Annotated in this window: 16 protein-coding genes; 1 reads left to right on the forward strand and 15 read right to left on the reverse strand. The window is 42.4% G+C overall.

The annotated features are described in order from the left end of the window. Positions 1 to 651 precede the first annotated feature (651 nt). From NRI27_RS15000 to NRI27_RS15040, 9 genes are all read right to left on the reverse strand, one after another. Complete coding sequence (locus tag NRI27_RS15000; RefSeq protein ID WP_317943170.1) at positions 652 to 1,320, reverse strand: DUF4956 domain-containing protein; 669 nt, start codon at positions 1,318 to 1,320, stop codon at positions 652 to 654. Between the two features lie 21 nt (positions 1,321 to 1,341). Further along, the gene (locus NRI27_RS15005) at positions 1,342 to 2,055 is read right to left on the reverse strand and encodes a polyphosphate polymerase domain-containing protein (RefSeq protein WP_317943172.1); all 714 of its coding nucleotides are present in this window, start codon (positions 2,053 to 2,055) and stop codon (positions 1,342 to 1,344) included. Further along, complete coding sequence (gene pelG, locus NRI27_RS15010; RefSeq protein ID WP_371391457.1) at positions 2,056 to 5,181, reverse strand: exopolysaccharide Pel transporter PelG; 3,126 nt, start codon at positions 5,179 to 5,181, stop codon at positions 2,056 to 2,058. Continuing rightward, a complete protein-coding gene (gene pelF / locus NRI27_RS15015; protein ID WP_371391458.1) occupies positions 5,162 to 6,595 on the reverse strand; it encodes a GT4 family glycosyltransferase PelF in 1,434 nt (477 codons plus the stop codon). The genes pelG and pelF overlap by 20 nt, the downstream gene beginning before the upstream one ends. 4 nt (positions 6,596 to 6,599) lie before the next feature. Then, positions 6,600 to 8,444 carry a DUF2194 domain-containing protein gene (locus NRI27_RS15020; RefSeq protein WP_371391460.1) on the reverse strand — a complete coding sequence of 615 codons (1,845 nt, stop codon included), beginning with the start codon at positions 8,442 to 8,444 and terminating at the stop codon, positions 6,600 to 6,602. Between the two features lie 2 nt (positions 8,445 to 8,446). Then, positions 8,447 to 9,340 carry a hypothetical protein gene (locus tag NRI27_RS15025; RefSeq protein ID WP_371391461.1) on the reverse strand — a complete coding sequence of 298 codons (894 nt, stop codon included), beginning with the start codon at positions 9,338 to 9,340 and terminating at the stop codon, positions 8,447 to 8,449. A 5-nt stretch (positions 9,341 to 9,345) separates the two neighbouring features. Continuing rightward, positions 9,346 to 11,520: an NAD-dependent epimerase/dehydratase family protein gene (locus NRI27_RS15030; RefSeq protein ID WP_371391462.1), complete on the reverse strand. Its 2,175-nt coding sequence runs from the start codon at positions 11,518 to 11,520 to the stop codon at positions 9,346 to 9,348. Positions 11,521 to 11,860: 340 nt separating this feature from the next. Continuing rightward, positions 11,861 to 14,023 carry a right-handed parallel beta-helix repeat-containing protein gene (locus tag NRI27_RS15035; protein WP_371391463.1) on the reverse strand — a complete coding sequence of 721 codons (2,163 nt, stop codon included), beginning with the start codon at positions 14,021 to 14,023 and terminating at the stop codon, positions 11,861 to 11,863. Positions 14,024 to 14,991: 968 nt separating this feature from the next. Then, positions 14,992 to 16,191: an iron-containing alcohol dehydrogenase gene (locus NRI27_RS15040; RefSeq protein ID WP_371391464.1), complete on the reverse strand. Its 1,200-nt coding sequence runs from the start codon at positions 16,189 to 16,191 to the stop codon at positions 14,992 to 14,994. A gap of 296 nt (positions 16,192 to 16,487) precedes the next feature. On the opposite strand from NRI27_RS15040, the gene NRI27_RS15045 reads away from it, so the two are divergent. Next, positions 16,488 to 17,405 carry an LCP family glycopolymer transferase gene (locus tag NRI27_RS15045; RefSeq protein WP_371391465.1) on the forward strand — a complete coding sequence of 306 codons (918 nt, stop codon included), beginning with the start codon at positions 16,488 to 16,490 and terminating at the stop codon, positions 17,403 to 17,405. Between the two features lie 1,136 nt (positions 17,406 to 18,541). Here NRI27_RS15045 and NRI27_RS15050 read toward each other — a convergent pair. The 6 genes from NRI27_RS15050 to NRI27_RS15075 all read right to left on the reverse strand — a co-directional run bounded on the left by NRI27_RS15050 (position 18,542) and on the right by NRI27_RS15075 (position 22,802). Continuing rightward, positions 18,542 to 19,312: a helix-turn-helix domain-containing protein gene (locus NRI27_RS15050; protein ID WP_371391466.1), complete on the reverse strand. Its 771-nt coding sequence runs from the start codon at positions 19,310 to 19,312 to the stop codon at positions 18,542 to 18,544. 22 nt (positions 19,313 to 19,334) lie between these two features. Continuing rightward, on the reverse strand, positions 19,335 to 20,150 hold the full coding sequence (locus NRI27_RS15055) for a VOC family protein (protein WP_371391467.1): 816 nt from the start codon (positions 20,148 to 20,150) through the stop codon (positions 19,335 to 19,337). A 220-nt stretch (positions 20,151 to 20,370) separates the two neighbouring features. Then, positions 20,371 to 20,790: a VOC family protein gene (locus NRI27_RS15060; protein WP_371391468.1), complete on the reverse strand. Its 420-nt coding sequence runs from the start codon at positions 20,788 to 20,790 to the stop codon at positions 20,371 to 20,373. Positions 20,791 to 20,827: 37 nt separating this feature from the next. Beyond that, positions 20,828 to 21,190: a VOC family protein gene (locus NRI27_RS15065; protein WP_371391469.1), complete on the reverse strand. Its 363-nt coding sequence runs from the start codon at positions 21,188 to 21,190 to the stop codon at positions 20,828 to 20,830. A gap of 56 nt (positions 21,191 to 21,246) precedes the next feature. Next, positions 21,247 to 21,897, reverse strand: a complete 651-nt coding sequence (locus tag NRI27_RS15070; protein ID WP_371391470.1) for an RNA polymerase sigma factor — start codon at positions 21,895 to 21,897, stop codon at positions 21,247 to 21,249. A 410-nt stretch (positions 21,898 to 22,307) separates the two neighbouring features. After that, positions 22,308 to 22,802: a sigma-70 family RNA polymerase sigma factor gene (locus NRI27_RS15075; RefSeq protein ID WP_371391471.1), complete on the reverse strand. Its 495-nt coding sequence runs from the start codon at positions 22,800 to 22,802 to the stop codon at positions 22,308 to 22,310. Positions 22,803 to 23,000 lie beyond the last annotated feature (198 nt).

The following is a 23,000-nucleotide window of genomic DNA, read 5'->3' on the forward strand; positions in this document are numbered from 1 at the left end:
AAGAACAAAATAGTAAGCTGAAAGTAACGCAAGAAAAGACGATTTCTTAGAAAGATCCAAAACATCAAGAACTAACATGAAATCGTCATGAGTGAAAGACTATTAATTGACTGCAAAGTTCAATTTTTCGTATTCACATCTTTAAACAAGATACAACTTTTCAAGGTACATGACAGCTACTCTTCGGACAGTTTGTCAGCCCCTAAAAATTTCCATTATATATTCCATTTAAACGATGCAAGACACTTGAAAACCGTTCCTCATCTAAACAAATGGCATAAATCTTTATTTTGTCGCAATGAAAAATCAAACGCAGCATAATTCCGAAAAACGGCTCATATTCTGCTAAACACCGCATAACTCGTGAAATCGCCGCATACTGCCTACAAACACAGCATATTCCAAAAAATCGCGGTTCACCTCTAAGCAAACCCTTAATTTGTAAAAAGCCATTAGGCGCGAGCTGGGAGCATAGGAGATATAAAACTCCCGCGATCTCGTACATCGGCTCAATAACAATCACGGCATATTCCCTAAAATCGCGGCATATTTCTTACAAACACAGCATATTTCCGGAAAACGGCTCATATTCGGCTCAAACACCGCATAACTCCAGAAAACGCCGCATATCCGCGCCCCATCAAAAATCCCCTATTGCGCATAATCCCCCGTATACTGCACAAGCGACACATCGTTCACGCCTTCAATGTCACCAATCGCTTGAACAAAAGCTGTATTGTCATCCTTCAACCGAATTTCAACGGTCAATTCCGTGAAGCCTTTTCGGACTGTTTTTGACTTCAATTTCGTCTTTAATTTCATGAGCTCAGTCCGTAATTTCACTTCGGCTTCTTCTGTATGGCGGATAATGAGTAAAAACGATTGCTCACGGATTTTGTGTTTGGAGAGCCAGAAGACGACAAGCCCGATGACAAGTGATCCGCCGACGGCAAGCGGGTAAATCCTTGCGCCGCAAGCGATGCCAGCAGCTAAAGACCAAAACATGTAGACAATATCGAGTGGGTCCTTCACGGCAGTTCGGAACCGGACGATACTGAGTGCGCCGACCATCCCGAGTGATAAGATAATATTTGTACTGATCGTCATAATGACTAAAGCGGTAATCATCGTCAGCAGCACGAACGAGATATTGTAATTGTAGCTATAGACAACACCTCTGAAAGACTTGCGGTAGATCCAATAAATGAACATTCCAATTAAGAATGCAAATAGTAGTCCAAAGAACATATCAAAATAGGAAACTGTTCGAAACGCCTCTAATTTTAATACACTATTTTTAAAAAAATCTTGAAAACTCATCTTGTCTGCTCCATTCACACATCATTCTTTAAAATGCTGCAATGTTTTTTCCCTGCATAATACATACTTTGAAATCGAAGACCGGACATGACTTTTCGGGCTAATTAGCATGCGTATGTGCTCTGGTAAGAACGAATCGAATTTCACTTCCATAATTGTCAACTCTGTCGGTAACACTTCTTCCAACGTCAAATTCGGATCGAACACATCATACGTATTGACCGCTGCAGACAGCTTTTTATCAAACGTAATCCGCACATTCCCCCACGTATATACATACGCCTCCCGCCAATAATCGACTATCACACTCGGCCGATAATGGCGGGTCGTGAGGGCGGCGTAAAATTCATGCAGTAAACGTTCCTCCCGTTGCAATAAAAACGAAAAGTCACCCGCCAAAATGGCTGTATATTCCTCTAAACTCAACGGAGCCGATTCCTTACAGACATACTCTCCAAACTTACTCTTGCGTTCTACATTAATAACCTCATTGCTATCGTTATACATCCGAATCCGGTATTTCTCCCGATTGAAAATCCCGTCATTTTTAGTTGTCAGCGCTGTTCGGTGCGGATCGTCAAAATAGAGACTACGAATGTTGTAGCCTTCTTCATTGATGGAATGTTTATCTAAATCCATTACACTGGACAATCGATTCCTTAGCGATAAATAATCATGGATATGCAAATAGTATTTTTGCTCCGTCCGTAATTTACGTCTTTCGCGTCCTAACAATCACTCCACCTCAAATTCTCTAACGCCATCATGGAGGACCTCTTCGTCGTCAACAATCAAATCAAATGCAGTTTGACGATTTCCATGCTCATCTCTTACACTCGACTTCCAATAATAGGTTCCTGTTGGCAACTTAGCAATCTCAACTGTATTCAACCGAAGATCGTTCTTTTCAAACACCACTTCAGTAAATGCTAAATCTTTCGCAACAACAATTTCATAAAACAGTTCATCGTCTTGCAGATCAAATGACAAGTCCCATGTGAACTTCAGCTTCGAGCCAACCGTTTCAACTTCCCCCATATAATAAGGTTTCGGGCGTTCCAAATCGGCATAATACCGTTGTAGACTCGCTTCCGGTGTTTGCATGAGCACTTGTAACTCTTCCTCATAATCGCCTGCATGACTCGGCAAAAACCGAGTATCCGGATAGCGATACAAAAACGGCTCCACAATTGGACGGTAGCGTTCCAGCTGCTCGGCAACACGTTTTTCATTGATAAATTCCGCATGCAATTGTTCAATCTTCGCGGTTAATTTATCCACATTTTCCTGTTGCCTGAAATAGCGGTTTGCAAGCTTCGACACCCAGAAATTGCTAATCCCGTTTTGCCAACTTTGGATCGTTTGAGCTTGTCTTTGCAATTCCCACCCGCCATCATAGTCCCACGGCAGGATGTACCACTTATTATTGTTGATGGGTGAATACAGGAAGAAGTTATTCGCTTCTGTATCCATATTGTCCATCAGAATATTCATCGCCGTCCACGTCAAAAAGTTCTCCTCATCGAAATGCTGTTCCATGACGTCATTAATCGGCATACTTAAATTATTTACATCCTCAAGCATCTTAATGAGCTTGCCATGTTCTTTTCGGCCTTTCACTTCTAAAATCGTCTCGAACTGCTCCAGGTCAAAATCTGGATCTGTTTCTTCTTTAATAAATTCTGCATATCGGTCAAATTCAAAAAACTGCACTTTATACAAATAGCCATTCGGATCGAGCATATGCGCCTTCAAAAACTTCTTATTCGGTTGCTCCACATGTGTGAATAAACCGTAGTCTTCGTAAGCCGCATCCGCCTCACCTCTCGACAAATCCTTCACATACAAATGAATGAACTGCGTCCGCAAGCTCGTCATATTCGGGATTGTCTCCATTAAGTCAAAACTCAACTTATTGCGCATACGGGAAAATTCACTAATGTGCTTGTTTAAGTTGATCGTTTGCTGCCCCATAAATAAGCCCGCTTCGTCGTTCAGTTTAATGCGGAATGATTTTTGCGGTTGGTTCCATGCCGAACGTCCCCGCAGTTGAATTGTCGCGTTTTCCATCGTCGTTCCATAACCGAACATCCCTGAACGCGGCGCACCTTCATCACTAAAGCCTTCCTGCATAATGATCGGTAACTTTTCGCCGTACGTTTTTTCCGTCTTCCGGTTTAGTCCATACCAATCAAGTGGTTCGTCTTTTTGCTTCTTGTCAGGAAGAACTGTAATATACAGTGTCTTGAGCGACTCATCTTCATCCCGCTCATACAACCTTTTATCTTCTAGTAATCGTGTGTCGATTTCGTCCGGCATTGATGCACGATTGGCTTTCGCTTCAGTCTGTTCGTCCGTTCCTTCGTGATCATCCGCTAAACGATCCGGCATACACCCGGCCAGAAACATCGTTGAAACAAGCAATAAGGCCGCAGTCGATGTCGCTTTGCCAAATTGTTTATGCTTTTTCCGTGCGGTCTCCACAGTAATCGGCTGCGCACAAAATGTATAGTAGTCGAGGTTTCGGAGGACGTACAACAATCTTGCAAGTACGAGAAGGACAACAATAGCAGAAGCGATGAACATCCCAAGCCCGTCGAATTCGATTTGCATCATCCAGTAAGTGAAGCCAATATTCAATAGCGCAAACAGCATACTAATGCCGAGCACCCCTTTACGATCATCAAAATACATTAAAATATGCGTGAACATGAAAAAGATGATGAACAAATAGTAACCAAGCGCTAAAATGATGAACAAATCCAGTTGCGCCATTGTAAAGCCGATTTTAGGCAAGAATTTGATCCCTAGTGCAATGGATAAGACGGTGAATAACAATTGAACTTCTACGAGAAACCCAACTTGTTTGATTAACGTCTTCTGCATTTGTTGCTTTGCCGCTTTGATATCCCGAATCGTTCCACCATTTATGATTTGTAAATAATAAATCCTAAACTTCTCATAAAAAGCCGTCTCAACAGCCACGACGAAAGTGACAAATGACGGTAAAACGGTTATGAACGCATAGAAAACCGGCAAATCATAAAAAGGCATAATGCGGAATTGATCGGCCACTTCCCTCCCATTCGGGCTTAGCCAATAAACGAAGTTATGCAAGTAAATGCCCGAGTATACAAAGCACCCCGCAAAAAATAACGAAGAATACTTCTTGAAATAGCGAAGATATTCAAAGAAATAACCGTACTCCGCACGTGGAAAGCGCTGTTCAAAATGGTAGTTTGATAAGATGACAATGACCAAAAAACCGATATCCAAGCTCAATAACGGTATAATCGTCGAATCAATTTCCGTTAACCTCGAAAGCAGCCAACCACTCACAAGTGCGGTAACAGAACCACTGGCAAACCCTTTTACAATACGGACATAATCTTTTAATGCAGATAAAAAGACGCCTTGAATCCACACAATAATAAGCAGCAAAAAGAAGAAGTATGCGGATAGCTTATACAACCATCCAGCGGTCACACCACTTAAAAACAGCGCCCCGATTATCGCCGCAATGGGCAGCATGACAATGAGTGCTCCGTAATAGGCTGACATCAATCGACCATATTTCTTTTCGTAAAGCATGTCAGCCGTATAGCGTGTGAGCACCATCGAAATACCGCTCGTTAAAACGATGGAAAAGATGAAGCAATAAGAAACAGTTGCAATATACAATTCCCAGTCCGTATATTCCATCTGCTCCGTCGCTGTTATGCGTTGCAAGGCGACAATAAGCCCCATGCTCATAATCATCGGTCCCACCGTTGTCAATGAAGAATAGGTATAAGCTTTCAACTGATTTACCAAGCCCTGCTCACGAAACATCTTTCTCAACTCAAAGCCAATGCCCGCCATCTTTTCCACCTCCTATCGTTTCATATACGTTACGGTAATTTCGAATGACCTCTTCATGTTGATAAAATCGCTCTACCCGCTGAAATGCATTTGTCCCCATTTCAAGACGCAACTTTTCATCTTTACATAATTTCACCGCAGCATTTGCAAGTTGTTCATAATGCATAACCGGTACAACAAGCCCTGAAGGTCCAATGCCATCATCCAACCCTTCAAGTAACTCTCTGCAACTACCGACATCTGTTGCAACGAATGGTTTTCCAGCTGCCATTCCTTCTAAAATCGCAAGTGGCTGCCCTTCGCTTATGCTCGTTAGCATGAGCACATCCATCTTGCCAATATAGTCTTTAATCGGCACGAGTCCAGTGAAGATGACGTCTTTAAGTTCTAGAGCATTTACGAGTTGTACACACTCCTCGAAATACGCCTCGTTTTCTTCTGTTGGTCCCATAATGTAGAACACGGCATTCGGCAACTGTTGCTTAATAATGGCAAAGCTTTGTAACATCGTTTTTATATCTTTGATTGGCACAATCCGGACAATCGCCCCGATGTAAAATTCGTTGTTCGGTTTCGTGGACGGCAATTCTACATAATCGGTCACTGAAACGCCGTTAGGAATAATCTTAATCTTGTCTTCCCGGCAACCCAATTCCACTTCGATTTCCTTATTCCGGCTGAAGAGTGTCGTCACGCAATCTGCCCCGTTGTAGGCACTTGAAGAGAGGCGATAAAAATAGTGGATCCACAAATCTTTGAAGTATCCTTTCACCCATTCCGCTTTGATGATTTCCTCCTCGCGCTCGCGTGAATAGATGCCATGCTCCGTCAACAAAAATGGCTTCGCATACACTTCCTTCGCAACAGCGCCGATAATGCCGGCATATCCGGTAGACACACTATGGTAAAGATCCGCTTCAGGTAGGTCCTCCCGGATAATGATGAGCAACGGTAAAATCATTGAGCGAACCGTCCAAAACATTTCAGTGAACGGCACGAGTGGATAGTGCTCCTCACACAACTCGCGCAGAATATCGTAAAAGTCCCGGCTTGTTAGAAAATCGGATACGTTGTTAAAACGTGCACTACGGACCATTCGTATAAAGGCTGACCAGTCCATCTCTCCTTCACTTCCAAGCAACGACTTCACATTGCGTTTTTCCTCATCCGTCAACTTGAATTTACGCCCCCACCTGACCTTCTCTTCCAAATAGGAATCAAGAAATGACTCACGTACTTCAATGAGGTTCTTCGGCAACTCATACTTGAACTGACCTCTTTGCTTTTTCTCCGGCGAAATCGCATAAATGATAAATTCATGCTCAGGCATGTCTTTTATCATACTTTGAATCCAGCTTGAAACACCGCCTGTTACGTAAGGATAAGAACCTTCTGCAATGATACAAATCCTCATTTTGTCACCTACCCAGTTCCATAGAAAAATCATTACTTGTTGCTTTTACTAGAAAAACGCCCTTATCGATTTTTTGTATTGTACAATGTTGCATGTTCCCGATTTTTTTATCCGTACGTAAGATGAAATAATGTTCATCCAAAGTTGTCGCAGTCGTGACCTGAAGCGTGTTTCCTTCTTTTGAAACAACCATCCCGCTTTGCAATTGATCAGCTACACGAATAGCCGCTTCTGAAGACGTAAGGCTGCGCAACCACGGGTAGGTCGTATGCAACCGCGTTAACAACTCTTCAAAGTCTTCATATAGACTTTTCCACGTTTGTCGGCGCCCTCGTTCTTCATCCAACAAATCATCCGGATGAATGAAGTGGGAAAACACACCGATTGAAGAAATCGCATTCGCTTCCACCCATCTGTTGTAATCCGTGTCAAAATACCCCGATGTAGTACGCGGCATATCGAGTACGCCATCTTCCCCCATCTCAAACTCTTGTACATAGGAGCGGTTAAATTGGTCAGGCATATACAAAGAAGCGATGACTGCAAGATTTGGCCAAGCATTGACTAATGCTTTTCTTCCTTCACTGTCAAGCACATTGGAAGGCGGAACATAGGACATCATGCTGTAACGTGGAAATGCCTGCTCGAGATAATTCAACATGGTTTTAATGGACACTTCCATATCTTCAATCGTTTCCCATCGCTTGTAACCAAAATAATCAGCTATTTCTTGATTCATCTGGAGCGACTGATGATTGTACCCATGAACCCCTATTTCACCACCGCTCTTAAGAACTTCCCGTCCATATCGGATTACGTTATGCAATTCCTCATCACCTAAACTCGTAAAAGGCTGTTTGACTTGATCCCCATATGTTTGAATCGCTACTGCTGTATACTTCACGTTGAAGTTGCTCGCCGCTTTAAGCATTTGCGGCCACCATATATCATGGAAAAAAGTCGGAATATCCATTTTATATTCTTGATAAATCAAGGCGTCAATCCCTTGAGGAATGGGTGCAGGAAAATCATCAATGTAGAATAATTTCGTATTAAAAATCGGATAGATGTAATCGGGCGCAAGGAGGCTGATGCCGCCAGCGATAAGTCCTCTTGCGTCCTTGCCAGAAAGATTGCTCCCGTTGAACACCATGAAAGCGCCTTCGCCAAATTGTTTTCTCCACATGAGCGGATTTTGATCGGCCGTCGTTGCCAACAATTCCACTTCTTCATCCAACTCTACAGGGAGCACATCATTGTAAATGAAGTCCCCTTCGTAGCGAGCGCCTGCTTGATTGATTAAAACGTTAGAAGTAAGCGTAATGCCATACTTGCCTTGTAAGTATTCAAAATTTACGATGCCTAATTTTCGATGGATGTTAATAAACGCATCAGAAGGATTATCGGAGCGCATCCAAAACAGATACCCCCCATTTTCGATGAAGTCCAAAATGGCGGGAATTTCATACTCCACACTATCAACAGAAGCTGTCAACAAGACGGCTTGACAGTTCTGTACTTGAAGACTGGTTGCATCCAAATCGATTGTTGAATAAGGCTGTTGCATATAACCGAGTACACGCTCGGTATTGTCTTTAATACGAACGCTCAATTCATCCTCGCTATCATACGCCAAGCAATAATCCTGATGCGTTGATGCCGGCAGAGATTGCTCCAAATTCATCGCCAAATAATCTTCTTTTATTGCTTGATATTGTTCATGTGTCTGCTCATTTACAGTAGAAGTCAACACGAGTTTAGATCGGGTTAATTGCGACACACCTGCCAACAGCAGAACAAACAGTAGTATGATGTATACTTTCTTTTGTAACTTCACATCTCTCTTCATTGTTACGCTCCTTCTGACCAAAACCGCACCATCGTAAGCGCTTCGCTAGATAATTTAATGGGTGAATTCTTCAACCTTTCCAACGTTTCGTGCAGCCGTTGAATTGAACGGGTTTCATAATGGACCTTCATCATCGTTACATACGCTTTCTCACTGTCCGGTACCGCCTCCATATAAGCATGAGCGATCCGTTCAGCGTCTACATAAGATCCAAGTGCCAATTCGAGATCGACACTTTCTTGATACGCCCATTCATGGAGCGGTTCCAATAGCAGCCACTGTTTTAATACCGCACGATATATATAGCGATATTTCAGCAATGTCCGTTCGTCTAAAAACCCGCTCCTCATATAGTCATGCAATACTTCCGCGTACGTTTTCACGACGAGCAAATCTGTCGGATCCTTCTCAAATTTCACCGAGAAATCTTGCAAAGCAAGTTGTAGTTTCCTCTTTGCTTCCATAATTGCGCTCACTGCGTAGTATGAAGTCTCTTTGTCTTCATTGCTAATTGCGCTCTGTAAAATCTCCAAATAATTGACAGTATCTTGTTTCAACATATCAATGAGCACGCGTCTGCGTGTTTTGTGCTCACTGACTAGAAGGGCATCTTCAATCGGAATGACATCAAGTTCTTGTTGGCGCTCGATATGCTGATAAATGCCAATCCTCTTCACTTGATGCTCTTCCGCTTGTCGTGTAATGAATTCTTCAAAGTCTTCCTTGCCCTCACCGATCAATCGTTTCGACCAAAATATCGGCAACAGCCATCCAATACCAGGAAGGGCAGCAATACTGACCGCTTTTAGAAGTCGGTCTTGCCAAGACTTCCGATACAATACAACAATCAGCAAGAAAGATAGTAGTACGTAAATGCTATAGATTAACCAAAACATCTCGTTCACTCCTCTGTTGCTGTGAGAATAATGGAATCGTGTGCCAGTCGGTTGACAATTATCTCTTCATCATCCTTACTCGTATTCGATAAGAGAATGAGCAAATTCCCTGCATAATCCATACCAAGGTAATCCGTCTCTCTTAACTTTGTCGATAAGTATTCGGCAGTAGCACTCGTAGAAAGGTCAAAGCACTCAGTATTCAATAACAGATAAGGTACGCCATAGTCTTCATACATCTTTTTCTTAGAGGTAACGATATCGCTGAATACTTCAGGTTTTAAAATGATGGAATCCTCATAGTAACGTTGTGATTCGGTCGCTGAAATATGTGTGAATGCTTTGTTCAACGCAGATGAGATCAAGTCCGTCGTAATCTTAAACAAGTTTTGGTGATACATCGAAAAGCTTTCAAATGACAAATCGTCAATTGCGATGATTGCGGTCACTTTCTCGTTATGGAAGAGCGGGGCCACCATTAACGGCACATCCTCCCGCAAATGCTCATTCCGATAAATCGCTCCAGTGTTAATGACTTCATTCAAATAGGCATGCTCAGCAACCTTCAACGATTTCGCTAACCCACTCGCGTCATAACCCGAACTGGCCATTAGGCGCAAGTACGTTTGCGGTTTGTTCACGACATAGATTTTTACTTTTTTTACATGCATAATTGATTTCACGACACTAACCGCAGAATTGAAGACATGTTCAGGTTCTAAGCTTTCCAATTCTTTCGTGGCGGCATAAATCTTCCCGTAGCTATCCCCTGCATTTAAAATGCGCGTCTGCAATTCATCTTTTACGTCCCGCACATCCGTATAAATACGGTCGAGAAAAACATAGCGGTTGTTCATCTCATCCAACTCGTACGCTTGCTGTTTGATAATCGTTTTTTTCCGCTCAATCGTATAACCGATGACAAGTCCGACAAATAAATAAATCGCCAACTGAAAGAAGAAGTCCGTGTCATACGTCAGTGAAATGACATCACGCCCACCTTCAAGCTTCTGGTAGGTGAACAAAGCCGTTGACAGGACGACAGCAAGCATTGCTTGACGACTACCGTGCATAATCCCGATGATGGTAATAAAGAACAATTTCAAATCGATCACGCCACTACCACTACTGGGGTAAATGAACGTCAGCCATGTAATTAGACCGAAAGCAACGAGCGTTTCCAATGTAGGGATCGCTTTTGAAAGGATTTTCCTCGCCTTTACGCGGGCTGGTGAAGGCGAACGTTTTTCAGCTTTCAGCGGTTTTTTAGACTCTTTTTTAAAATGGGCTACTGTTTTCGCAAGACCTTCCTCAATTGTATATAACGGCGACCAATCTAAATCTCGCATTACTTTTCGATTATCCAGCACGGAATGCTCAATATCCCCAGCCCTTTTCTCCTTATGAACGATTTCAGAAACTGGCTGGATTTCATTGAGCACTTCGATAATCCGATTGACGGACGTTTGTTCATTGACCGACAAGTTATAAATGCCTGTTTGCGGGCTATTCGCTCCCCGATAAACTGCAAAAGCAACATCTTCAACATAGATGAAATCTCGGGTCTGCTCCCCGTCTCCATGGACAACAAGCGGTTGCTCCGTCAATAATCGATTTGTGAAAATCGAAATGACGCCACCTTCCCCTACCGCGTCCTGACGTGGTCCATAGACATTTGAGAAACGAAAACCGAGCGTTTGCAAACCATATAATCGCTCCCATTTTTCACAATACATTTCACCGCTCAGTTTGCTCATTCCATATGGTGAAATGGGTGCACATTCCATCTCTTCGGTAATCGGAAGTTCCTTTTGGATGCCGTACACAGCCGCAGATGACGCATAGATAAATTTCTTAACACCATATGTAGTAGCAAGATTCAACATATTGACAAGTCCAACGATATTAGAGCCAGCATCCGCGATTGGATTAGAAACAGAATTGGCGACACTTACTTGTGCAGCCAAATGCACAACCACTTCAATTTTGTGCGACTTGAACACTTCTACACATTTCGGATCTTCAATGGATAATTGATAACTTTTGTGCTTAATCGTCACGTTCTCTTTCTTGCCCGTCGTCAAGTTATCGATAATGATTACGTCATAGCCTTCTTGGTGAAAACGTTCTGCCACGTGCGAGCCGATAAAGCCATAGCCACCTGTAATTAAAACCTTCACTTGTATCTCACCTTCCTTTTCAACTCACAAACTGCTGAGACAGTAGTCATCTATAAAAGAGCTTTCATTTAATTAAAAGAGTCAGTAAATGTAAAAAGTAGTATAGACCATTATACTAATGGATTCTTAAAAAACTCTTACATTGGAATTTTCACTATACAATTAGTATATTATCTATCTATTATCATACTTTCGGCGCGTGTTAAATATGCTAGATGACAAAATAAAAGTCGCTAGGACAAATTGCTAAATAGACTGTTCCTCTGCACTCCACTCATAAAAATAAAAAAATGCAGTTGGCGAATTGGCCTTCTGCATTTTTTATCCTAGTCTTCCTACCTTATTCAGTTGTAGTCTTGTTCACGTCAATCGTGACCATCTTACTTGTCATCGGTAGTTTAGCGCTCGGTGAATCGTTCCACACATAACCAATTGAAACGGTTTGGTGGACACCGATTAAATCCGCTAGCGGGATCGCATATTCCACTGCCGTTGCACTGACGGCATAGCGGTTCGTCATCCGATAAGTTGTCACTTTCGACCAATTCCAGTTCGTACCACCCGTGCCGTTGTATTGATAAAGCGTTCCATTTTCGATTAGGAAACTTGATTGATTGGAAGACCAGTACGGCGCTTCGAACGCTTTTACTCCGTTACCAATATCGATGAACAACTGGCCTTTCTCCGTCAGCCGATGACCTTCCACAAGTACATATAACGTATCCAACGTCCTAAACGCTTTAAGACTTCTTACATTCGATTGACTTGTGTGAAGAGCAGGGAACGATGACCAATCATTACCGATTCCATCAATTGTTACGTCCACTAGCTTGGCTCCTATTTCACCCTTTGACGGTGTCCCTTGTTCTGGTTGTAGTTCATCCGGCCACGGCTCCCCTTGTCCAGTCGGCGGATTGCTTGGGGCGTATACGGGTTTGTTCGGAATGTCACCATCACGATATTCAGCGGCTCCAACATCAATCCGCCCACCCTCAACGCGTGGGTTGTTGTAAAAATCATTTCGCATCGATCCGATCACATCCAGCGAACCACGGTTGATCGCAGGCGATTGAGCAGACAAGTAAGGTCCATATCGGTCTATTTCCATAAACAGCGGATCTGCGAAAAGAGAATGTTGATCAAAACCAGTCGCATTTTTAAAAGCAGTCCATGTTTGATAGCGAATCCCGTTGTACCGCCAACTTTTCCCGTCCACTCCATCAGACCGATAATAAACGTTATAGTCAACCAAATTCCCTTTGCCATTCGTTCCACTCATTTTAATAAAGCGCTTGTTTGGGAACGTATAAATGATGTTGTTCAAGAATGCATTGTTCACATTGTAGTTCTGCAACGTAATTTCTGCATACCCTTGCTGCATCGTATCGTTCATATAGAGCGTATTGTTAACGACGTGATTCTGACGAGCCCCGCCATTCGTGGAACTTGATCCGCCCATAATCACCCCTGCGCCATCGTTATGGTGCAAATAGTTATTGCGCACTGTCACATGACTTGTGTCTTTCCCTGGAATTTCACTCGCCAGTTCGATGCCAAAATTACTGTTGTACACTTCGTTATTTTCGACAATGACATTTGTTCCCCCATCGATGTAAATACCGGCAGCAGCACGCACGCCTGTATTGCCATAGGCAGGATTCTGTGAAGTGTCAATATGATGAACGAGATTATGGGCAACAATACCGTCTCGTGCCTGGTCCACACAAGGAGCTGAACACGTTTCATAATGGCCGATAATATCAATGCCAATGTTATTGTTATGATGTACGTGGTTAAAGGAAATGACAAAGTCTTTCACATTTCCGTCAAGCGTTAAGGATTCACTCGACCCGGAAGTTAAATGATGAATCTCATTCCCAGTTATCGTAATAGACGAAATCGGTGTCAATGAATCGCCGTAGACGAGTAGGCCATGGGCATTTCCCTTCGTCGCCAAGTTCGAAATGCTATGGATATCATTATTCGTAATAACAATATGCGATCCGCCCCCACTCACCTTCAAACCCGCCAAATAATCGTGTGGGCTGTCCGACGTGAGTCCGCGTATTTCAAACCCTTCAATTACTACATAACTCGCTTTGTGAATAAAAAATTGGGATTGGTTGCGACTTGTCGGTGTCAAGTTCTTCCCTTCAAGGATCGGCTGCTCTCCTGGATACGCTTGAAAAGTAATATAACCGTCCTTCGCAGAACCCGACCGATGAATCCGAACGAACTCTTCGTAAACGCCTCCCCGCACGAATACCGCCTCACCCGCAACGAGCGTATCCGCCGCCTTCTGAATCGTACGCCAAGGCTCCTCGAACGTACCCGGATTATCGTCATTCCCATTGACCGACACGTAATAAGCATCTTTGGACGGCGCGTCACTCGAATAGACAGAAGGAGACAAATAGACAATCCCGATCATTACTGACAGAAGTGCCGTGAAACTTATTCTGGAGTACCTCAAGAAGCGTTCATCCATTCGGTTAAAGTCCATACGACGCACAACTCCCTTCTGCCCTTATTTGCCATTAACTTTAACATGAATATTTTGTATTTTACAAGATGAGTATTACGGTCAGCATTTTCGATAAGCCAATTTCCATGCATCATCTCCACAATCGCAGCATCCCCCGAAATTCGCCGCATATATTTCTCAATCGCGGCAAACATCCTCCAAACGCCGCATTTCCTCCGAAAACAAGGCATAACCTCTCAAAACAAAGCATAATTCAAAGTTTCGCCGCATACTTGCCACAAACACCGCATAACTACGCAATGTTAATACCCCTCTAAACAAACCCATTAATTTGTCAAAAGCATTAAGCGCGAATGGTAATTCCTGTTTAATAATCCACCCGCGCCAAAAGAACTCCTCATAAAAAGGCAGTACGCGGCATAAATCCAGAAAACGAGGCATATTCGGCTCAAACGCAGCATACCTGTCTCAATCGCCGCAAATTTCCGGCAAACACCGCATAACCATGCAACGACAATACCTATCTAAACAAACCATTTAATTTGTCAAAAGCATTAAGCGCGAACGGTAGTCCCTGTTTAAAAATCCACCCGCGCCAAGTGAACTCCTCATAAAAAGGCAGTACGCGGCATAAATCCAGAAAACGAGGCATATTCGGCTCAAACGCCGCATACTTGTCTCAATCGCCGCATAACCTCGAAAATCGCCGCATAATCCCGGCAAACACCGCATAACCACGCAATGTCAATACCCCTCTAAACAAACCCATTAATTTGTAAAAAGCATTCAGCGCAAATGGAAATCCACGTTAAAAAATCCACCCGCGCCAAAAGAACTCCTCATAAAAAGGCAGTACGCGGCATAAATCCAGAAAACGGGGCATATTCGGCTCTAACGCCGCATACTTGTCTCAATCGCCGCATAACTTCGAAAATCGCCGCAAAATCCCGGCAATCGCCGCATAACCTCTCGAAGTAAAGAGCCTCCTATCCACCAATCCGCCGAATGATCGCCTCCATCTCCTTCTTTCCAAAAATCTTCGGAACGGGATAGAGTGGATTGGCTTCTTGGAGCGCTCGCTTAACCATGAGAGGAATATCTCGCTCAACGATGCAGCCGACAGTTGACGGAGTGTCCATTTTTTCATTCAACGTCTTAATGGCTTGGATGAATGCCTGCGCTTTTTGTTCGGTTGTGTCCGACACTTTTGAAACGCCGGCAGCTTCGGCTAGCGTTGCCAAAGATTCGTGGACAGCTTCTCCGTAATATTCGAGGACATGCGGTAAAATCACCGCGTTTGCAAGGCCGTGCGGGACATTGTAAAATCCGCTAAGCGTGTGCGCGATTGCATGTACGTTACCGACGTATGCACGGGTGAACGCCATGCCGGCCAAGTACGCGGCTTTTTGCATATCGTCTCGCGCTCGCACATTTCCACCGTTTGAATAAGCTTCGTACAAATTATCGAAAATGAGTTTTACCGCTTCAATGCTCCACTGCCTCGTCTGCTTCGTCGTACTTTTGCCGATATATGCCTCAACCGCGTGGGTGAGTGCGTCCATTCCTGTCGTTGCGGTTAGATGGTTAGGCAGATTGACGGTCAGTAACGGATCGAGCACCGCCACGTGCGGGATGAGTGCGGGATCCATCAGTGCGTATTTCTCATGCGTTTGGTGGTTGGAAACGACGCATGCAAGTGTCGCTTCACTACCTGTCCCCGCGGTCGTCGGGACGGCAAAAAGTGGCGGTATGTTATTTCGCACTTTTAAAATGCCTCGCATTGCCGAAATGCACTTCGTCGGCCTGGCTACGCGGGCACCTACCCCTTTCGCACAATCCATCGGCGAGCCCCCGCCGAACGCGATGACACCACTACAGTCCTTCTCATGATACAACTGCAACGCCTCCTCAATCTGGTCGATTGTCGGATTCGGCGTCGTCTTGTCATATACGATGTACCGCACTTTTTCGCGGTCCAATCCTTCAAGCAATCCATCGATGAGACCAGCTGCCACGATGCCCTTGTCCGTAATGATGAGTACCGAAGCAACCCCTCTTTTTGTAATCAAACCCGGCAACTGTGCGACACTATTTTCCCCAGTGATCAGCTCCGGAACCCGCCACGGCAAAAAAGCTGCCGATACTTTCATCACTTGCTGGAAACTGCGGCAATATAATTTGTACATACGAGATTCTCCCTTCTAGGTAGTTATTAGACTACCATAAGGTGATTGACTATTCACTCAGTATTTAGAAAATCCGCAACAACCACTCAAAATCCATTACTCTTCCACATTCTACAAAACTTCATATAGTGCTAATCACTAAGCGTCTAGATACCAGAATTTTGCGTATCATCATTCTTATCGATATACTATTCATATGTATTGGAATTAATTTCCGTAGTGTGGTCGCGGCCACTTTTTCATCAGATTCACCTACATTTGCTTCTCGAGCCATTCGGATATATGGAGGTTTGATTATGAATAAACGCAAATTCAAAAAGTGGCAATGGATCGCCGGGATTTTTGGGCTATTCGCTGTCCTTATCCTTATTTTCGGGATAGCCGTGTATATGAAATTCGCTGACACAGTAAAGGAAATACATGAACCACTCGATCGAACAGTATCGGAAAAACGTGACGAACCGGTTTCCATTCAAAAGCAAGAACCTTTTTCCGTTCTACTGCTAGGAGTCGATGAGCGCGAAGGGGACAAAGGACGTTCAGATACCATCATTGTGTTGACGGTGAATCCAACGACCCAATCTACAAAGATGCTCAGTATACCCCGTGATACGTATACAGAAATTGTCGGCAAAGGCTTTTCAGATAAAGTTAACCACGCATACGCTTTTGGCGGAATTGATATGTCCTTACGTACTGTCGAACAACTACTCGATATTCCTATTGACTACACAGTTCAAGTTAATATGGACAGTTTCAAAGAGATTGTGGATGCCGTTGGTGGAATTACAATAGAAAACCCGCTGGAATTTAAATCGAGCGGCTCAACGTTTAAGAAAGGGCAAATTTCATTGAGTGGCGAAGAGGCATTGACGTATATTCGCATGCGCTATGAAGACCCCCGTGGAGATTTTGGACGCCAAGACCGTCAAAAACTCGTCGTCCAAGCGATTTTACGAGAAGGTGCATCCCTCAACAGTCTGTTAAATTATCGGTCGATCTTCAACGCTGTCGGCAAAAATGTACGAACGAATATGGATTTTGACGAAATAATGGATGTGCAGAAGAATTACAAGAGCGCTGTCGGAACGATTAATCAACTGTTTTTCGAACAAGGTACGGGTAAGACAATGAATGGGATTTGGTACTATATTGCAGACGTAGAGGAGCTGGAAACAATTCAAAATGAGTTAAGAGCCCATTTGGCGTTGTAATCGTTTTGCCAGTTTAATGTTTTCTAGCGGCAAATGTCCTTTAGCACAATACGCAGCTTTTGCAGTTCATATTAGGTGTTTCTGTGATTGGGAACACCCAAAAATCTTGTTTCCATTAATCATCATAAAAAGCTCCACCCTTCCTACATTAGAAAAAGACGGAGCATTTTATAGAACGTAAACCGGTTATACTCCATGCGGGTAGACTTACCCCATCGATACTGCGAACCCACGCACTGTTCTCCATCCATTAGTACGTGGGTCGTCGCAGCATTCCTTATGAAATCAGCTCATCTTCTTTCAAACCAATGCAGCATGATCTATAGGTTCTCCCGCGTAAATTAACTCGCAACTTCAATATCCTTCTAAACAAACCCTTAGTTTGTTCAAAGCATTAAGCGCGAATGGAAATACTCCCTCAAATATCCACCCGCGCCAAAAGAACTCCTCATAAAAAAGCATTACGCGGCATAAATCCAGAAAACGGGGCATATTCAGCTCAAACTCCGCATACTTGTCTCAATCGCCGCATATTCCCGGCAAACGCAGCATAATCCAGGCGTTCGCCGCATACTCACTCAACGACAATACCCCTCTGTACAAACCCTTAATTTGTCAAAAGCATTAAGCGCGAATAGAAATCTCTCCTCAAATATCCACCCGCACAAAAAGAACTCCTCATAAAAAGGCAGTACAACGCATAACTCTCTCTAACACGGCAAACAACCTCTAAACACCGCATAACTTCTAAAATCGCCGCATATTCCCCTCAAACACCGCATAATCCAGGCGTTCGCCGCATACTCACTTAACGACAATATCCCTCTAAATAAAACCCTTAATTTGTAAAAATCATTAAGCGCGAATGGAAATACACCCTCAAGTATCCACCCGCGCCAAAAGAACTCCTCATAAAAAAGCAGTACGCGGCATAAATCCAGAAAACGGGGCATATTCGGCTCAAACGCCTCATAACCTCGAAAATCGCCGCATTATCCCGGCAAACGCCGCATAAACCTTAACTACATATTTCAATAAATAAATATTCCTGCCACTTTAATCATATTGCTCCTTTATTCAAAATATAAAAAAATGGGTGTTGAACTTTTCAGAGCAACACTCCATTATTTGAAGAGTCAAGAAGGATTTAAAAGTGGTATCATGTACCTAAAAGTACTTTCATCTGGTGACTCAAACTTTTCTAACTTTACACCTTTTGTTCTAAAACCAAATCGGTGCACTAGCCTCATAAAATTAAAACACATAAAGGGATCGTACACATTACACTCCATTGTAGCGTAAAGCGTTGGCTCTAGTTGCTCTATATACATATTACCCGCCTTGTCACACAAGTTGGATGGATACTCTTTATTCAGGATGAATCCAATCTCGCCAACCATTGAATTCCCTTTAGATTCCAATGTTCTTATGAAAATGCCTGGTCTAACTCCTAGTCCCAATTTTTTAACCTTCTCTAATTCTGAGGTCATCACAGACTGAAAAGGGTTTATTTCTCTTGGCACTTCATGTCTAAACCATATGAAAAGTACGGGTTCGTCCCATTTAACTAAATTAATATGTTGCTCTTTAGCAGTCACACCACTTAAATATTGTTTTGCGATTTTTAGAGTAGATATCTTTGAATCTACCTCATGGTTCCAATTTGAAATTAATCGTTCCTTCTCTTTCTCGCTTGAATACATATACTGATAAATGTCTTCAATGCTAATTCCAGACAAACGAAGTGAATGAATAATCAATGCGTGTGATACTTGATCGTTTGTATAGATCCTGTAGCCGTTCTCTAAACGTTGTTTGGGCTCTAACAATTTTTTTTGATCATAGAAACGAAGAGTACTTGGTGGCAGGCCAGTTCGCTCAGAAAACTCATTGATTTTCATACCCATTTCTCTCCACTCCCTTTTGCTGTTATGCAGGATAAGACCAAACATTTATGCGGTTTCCATCTAAATCAAAGAAATGAAAACCTGCCCAGCCATTATGGGGATTACCAGCAACTTCGGATGGATTCAAACCATTATCCTTAAGTTGATTGTAGGTTTCATGAAATAACACTGGTCTGACGTCAAAGTAATTCCGAACAGAAGGGTTTGCTTTTTCGAAAGTTATACCTTCAATCTTTTCCAACCATATATTGTCGTAAAACACTTGAGACAGCTGCATCCAATCATATGCATCCTCTACTTGTAAGTGGGCATAATTGTCATTTTGTTCTACTACTTTAACCCCAAGATTCTCACGATACCAAGCGACAGCTTTATTGATATCTTTTACACCTATTCTTACATTAACATCGCCAAAACCTGTTACTCTAGCTTCAGGGAATTGCCCTTCCAAAGATCTATTGTGTACCGCTGTAATCCTTGCGTTATCAAAAGAATGGATATCAAAACTAACTTGTCCAGTAGGTAAGGTAACCATATTTGAAATCTTGATTCCCTCCTTTTCAAAATAGGAAAGGGCATCCTCAAGATTCGTCACTTCAAATCCTACTCTTGTATGTCCTTCAAAATCACCTTCAGATTTTAAATGTTCAAATTCCCCTTCAAAGGACTTCAATGTCACCACACCTAATCTAGGCATTTTGAGGAAAGCCTTTTTTCCGACAGGTGTAACAACACTGTCTAAACAAGTCCATCCCATATGTTTGGTATACCATTCAATCCCCTCTTCAAATTTGTCCCAAGATACCATAATAAATCCGCCGTCCCAACGGAAAGTCATCTGCTCCATCCCCTTTTTGTTAATAGTTTCGGTATGTTCTACCAAATTCATTCTAAAGGTTCGAGTTAGTCGAAGGTCAAGTACAATTTCACATGTTTTTTAAAATAGGTAAATACTATTGATTGAGTCCCCAATTCATTCAATTGCCTTCTCTATAGTGAAACAATTCAGCAAGAAGAGCGTTAATTCGATAGGAATTAACGCTCTAACACCAATTTTCTTATTGATTTATTCCACGCAGTTCCTTAAAGGATGGACTTAGTTCGCTCCATACGTCAAACAAATTTCCATCTAAATCATAAAAAACAAAATTGTTCCCAGCATGTCCACGGTCTTCAATTACACCGACACGGACTCCCTGTGCTTCAAGGGCATTATAGAATTCGATTAAACGTTTAAATCCATCCACTTCGAAAGTCATTGTAAAATGTTCCTTCCCGTGGACATCTGAAAATCTCGCAATCTCTCCTGAACTAGCTCTTACAAGGAAGAAGCTCTGATCTGCAAAATCTAAAATTGCCTTATCTTCATTTCGAAAATTTTCAACTGCACCAAGTTTTTCTTGATACCATTTTGACGACTTTTCAGGATCTGATACAGGTAAGTATGTAGTCCCTACTCTGTGAATAAATGTACTCATTATATACACCCCTAGATTAAGTTCTTTAAAATTCCTCTTAGAAAGTTACAATGCCCAAACCATTTCCATCAGGATCGTACAGATCAAAAAAGCGCATACCGTCTCCTCCGTGAATTTCGCTTACTCTGTAATTATGTTTGGATAAATAATTATGGTATCCGTCAACATCATCACAATAAAAGTTGAATGCAATGTGATTCCGTTCAGGCATTTTCCCAACTTTATAAAGGGTTAAAGCTGTTTTAGTCCCCCCGTCATCGCTAAAACGAAAACCTACATATTGTCCATCGCTGCTTCGGTAGACCACTTTAAAGGGGAAAGTGTTCAAATACCAATTTTCCGAACTTTCCAGATTGGTAACAGGAACAAATACAGCATCTATCCTCTTAACAGATTTCATTAAATCACCTCCTACTTAAATAACGGATGAAAAACAAAAAAAGATACGGCCACTCTTTAGATTTTTTCTTTAACCCAAAAACGGTTATTATCCGGGTCTAACAATTCAAATATAAAATGGTCATCTGATTTATTGATCTTTATTCCTCTGGAAACTAAAAGATGGTATGTAGATACAACACATTTGAAATCATTTCGTTTCAGACCATTCAACATTCGATTCAGAAGGTTTAGAGAAGGTTCTTCATTGGTCCGTTGCGAATCTTCTAAGTTTTGTAGATTATTTCTTCCTCTACTAATCGCTGCTTTCACTCCACCTAGAGTCATGTCCAGCATCTTTGCAATCTCATTTGAAGTAAATCCAAAATATTCTTTAAGCAATAGAGTAGTAGCTTGTTTAAACGGTAAAAGAGAAATTAGAATTTCAACGGATTCTAACAGACTATAATCAACAGTACCCAACTCAACTTCGTTGTTAATTCCTATGATTTCACGCTTTGTTTTCCTAATTGTGTCGTACCACTGATTCGTTGCAGTCTTAAAAATATATCCTTTAGGATTTGGATGTACAGAAAGACTCGAGTGATTAGTCAATAGTTTTAATAAAGTATCCTGGAATAGGTCTTCTCCATCCCAAGGTGTACCCGCTAACATATAGCAGTACTTTTTAAGTTCAGTTAAAAATGGCTCAAAATTATATTCTGACATTAATTCAAAGCTCCTTCTTCAAAAAGGGCGAAACCCATTCAAGGTAAATTAATCTGTCCAAATCAATACTCCCCCTTTTAACAATTATAACCGTTTATTACCACTTAAAAAACAACAAGATTCGGCTATAAAATTCAGCTACTTCTTAAACTAATCTGCTGCGTTAGTTTAAGTGAATAACATATTTTATTACAATAATTACCGCTAATTCAATTTACACCGAACTACTTAATTAAGTAAGTAAGTCTCTTACAAGGAAACAGCTCTTAGATAAAAATCCAATGGTGTAAAGCTACATTTTGATTTTATCTATATGCAATTGTAGTAAATTGTGATTTCAACCTTACACCAAAAAAGCAGAACCCTGGACCATTCCCAAGTTTCTGCCCCTTTCTCATACTCCTCGTTCCTTATTCAGACCCTCCCTCCATTACCCCACGCAATTTCTCCAACAACCGTTGCCGCCTCTTCTTCACACCCGCTACAGAAATGCCTAATCGTTTGGCACAATCCGCCTGTGTATCCCGCTCAACAAACAACCAGTTCAGCAACTGCTTCTCTTCCTCGGCTAGCTGCTCAACAGCCTGGCTTAGACGATCAACCCACCCCTCTTCTTCGGATACTCCCTCTTCAATCCATAACGTCAGCTTTTCATTTTCCGCCGGCATGAATCGCTCCTCCGATCGATTTTCCTTCATCATCTCATCCATCATTGCGCCACGGATGGACCGGTAGGCATAAGGTGTGAAATTCCCTTTCTCCTTATCAAACTTTCGCCACGCCTGCCACAGTGCCACCCTCCCTGTTTGCCTGTACTGTTCATGTTCACGATAAATGTTCAATTGCCGGATATTCGCGGTAATCATTGGCTCATATTGTGCCAACACGTCTTCAAAATTCAACACTTGCTTGACCTTTCCAATCGTGCACGATTCAACTATTCCTAGGTGGCTTCATCATAAGGTGCATTTGAAAGGAAAACCAATTCCAGTTTGGAGCAGTTACGCTAGTAGGAATAGGTGAACGGCTCGTGCATACTACACGTTTGGTCGCACAATAGAACTTGAATCCAAGTATTTTCTTTGTGTCGCGGCCTATTCATT

The sequence above is a fragment of the Sporosarcina sp. OR05 genome (genome assembly GCF_041414805.1).
GTDB lineage: Bacteria > Bacillota > Bacilli > Bacillales_A > Planococcaceae > Sporosarcina > Sporosarcina saromensis.

What these genes read in the sequence shown, in the direction of transcription:
- NRI27_RS15070 (WP_371391470.1), bottom strand. Translation starts at nt 21,897, where the DNA reads ATGTCAGAATATAATTTTGAGCCATTTTTAACTGAACTTAAAAAGTAC.
- pelF (WP_371391458.1), bottom strand. Translation starts at nt 6,595, where the DNA reads ATGAGGATTTGTATCATTGCAGAAGGTTCTTATCCTTACGTAACAGGC.
- NRI27_RS15050 (WP_371391466.1), bottom strand. Translation starts at nt 19,312, where the DNA reads ATGGGTATGAAAATCAATGAGTTTTCTGAGCGAACTGGCCTGCCACCA.
- pelG (WP_371391457.1), bottom strand. Translation starts at nt 5,181, where the DNA reads ATGGCGGGCATTGGCTTTGAGTTGAGAAAGATGTTTCGTGAGCAGGGC.
- NRI27_RS15065 (WP_371391469.1), bottom strand. Translation starts at nt 21,190, where the DNA reads ATGAAATCTGTTAAGAGGATAGATGCTGTATTTGTTCCTGTTACCAAT.
- NRI27_RS15045 (WP_371391465.1), top strand. Translation starts at nt 16,488, where the DNA reads ATGAATAAACGCAAATTCAAAAAGTGGCAATGGATCGCCGGGATTTTT.
- NRI27_RS15060 (WP_371391468.1), bottom strand. Translation starts at nt 20,790, where the DNA reads ATGAGTACATTTATTCACAGAGTAGGGACTACATACTTACCTGTATCA.
- NRI27_RS15040 (WP_371391464.1), bottom strand. Translation starts at nt 16,191, where the DNA reads ATGTACAAATTATATTGCCGCAGTTTCCAGCAAGTGATGAAAGTATCG.
- NRI27_RS15000 (WP_317943170.1), bottom strand. Translation starts at nt 1,320, where the DNA reads ATGAGTTTTCAAGATTTTTTTAAAAATAGTGTATTAAAATTAGAGGCG.
- NRI27_RS15035 (WP_371391463.1), bottom strand. Translation starts at nt 14,023, where the DNA reads ATGGACTTTAACCGAATGGATGAACGCTTCTTGAGGTACTCCAGAATA.
- NRI27_RS15020 (WP_371391460.1), bottom strand. Translation starts at nt 8,444, where the DNA reads ATGAAGAGAGATGTGAAGTTACAAAAGAAAGTATACATCATACTACTG.
- NRI27_RS15025 (WP_371391461.1), bottom strand. Translation starts at nt 9,340, where the DNA reads ATGTTTTGGTTAATCTATAGCATTTACGTACTACTATCTTTCTTGCTG.
- NRI27_RS15055 (WP_371391467.1), bottom strand. Translation starts at nt 20,150, where the DNA reads ATGACTTTCCGTTGGGACGGCGGATTTATTATGGTATCTTGGGACAAA.